The sequence below is a fragment of the Bittarella massiliensis (ex Durand et al. 2017) genome (genome assembly GCF_017566145.1).
Taxonomy (GTDB): Bacteria; Bacillota; Clostridia; order Oscillospirales; family Ruminococcaceae; genus Bittarella; species Bittarella massiliensis_A.
In genome coordinates this window covers 1-219 of sequence record NZ_JABFCL010000255.1, presented here as the reverse complement: position 1 = coordinate 219, position 219 = coordinate 1, and the positions used below count along the sequence as shown (strand labels likewise).

1 protein-coding gene is annotated in these 219 nt (G+C 47.0%); it reads left to right on the top strand.

All coding sequences use genetic code 11. The annotated features are described in order from the left end of the window. On the top strand, window positions 1–219 hold a 219-nt coding region (locus HJY11_RS14240; RefSeq protein WP_243764579.1), incomplete at both ends, for a GTP-binding protein.

Below are 219 nucleotides of genomic sequence, written 5' to 3'. Positions count from 1 at the left end.
GAACTTTCGCCATTATTTCCCACCCGGACGCCGGGAAGACGACCTTGACGGAAAAGTTCTTATTATATGGAGGAGCCATCAACCAGGCGGGCTCCGTAAAGGGTAAGGCGACCGCAAAACATGCGGTGTCAGACTGGATGGAAATTGAAAAGGAGAGAGGAATTTCAGTTACTTCCTCGGTACTACAGTTTAATTATGGCGGATATTGCATCAATATTC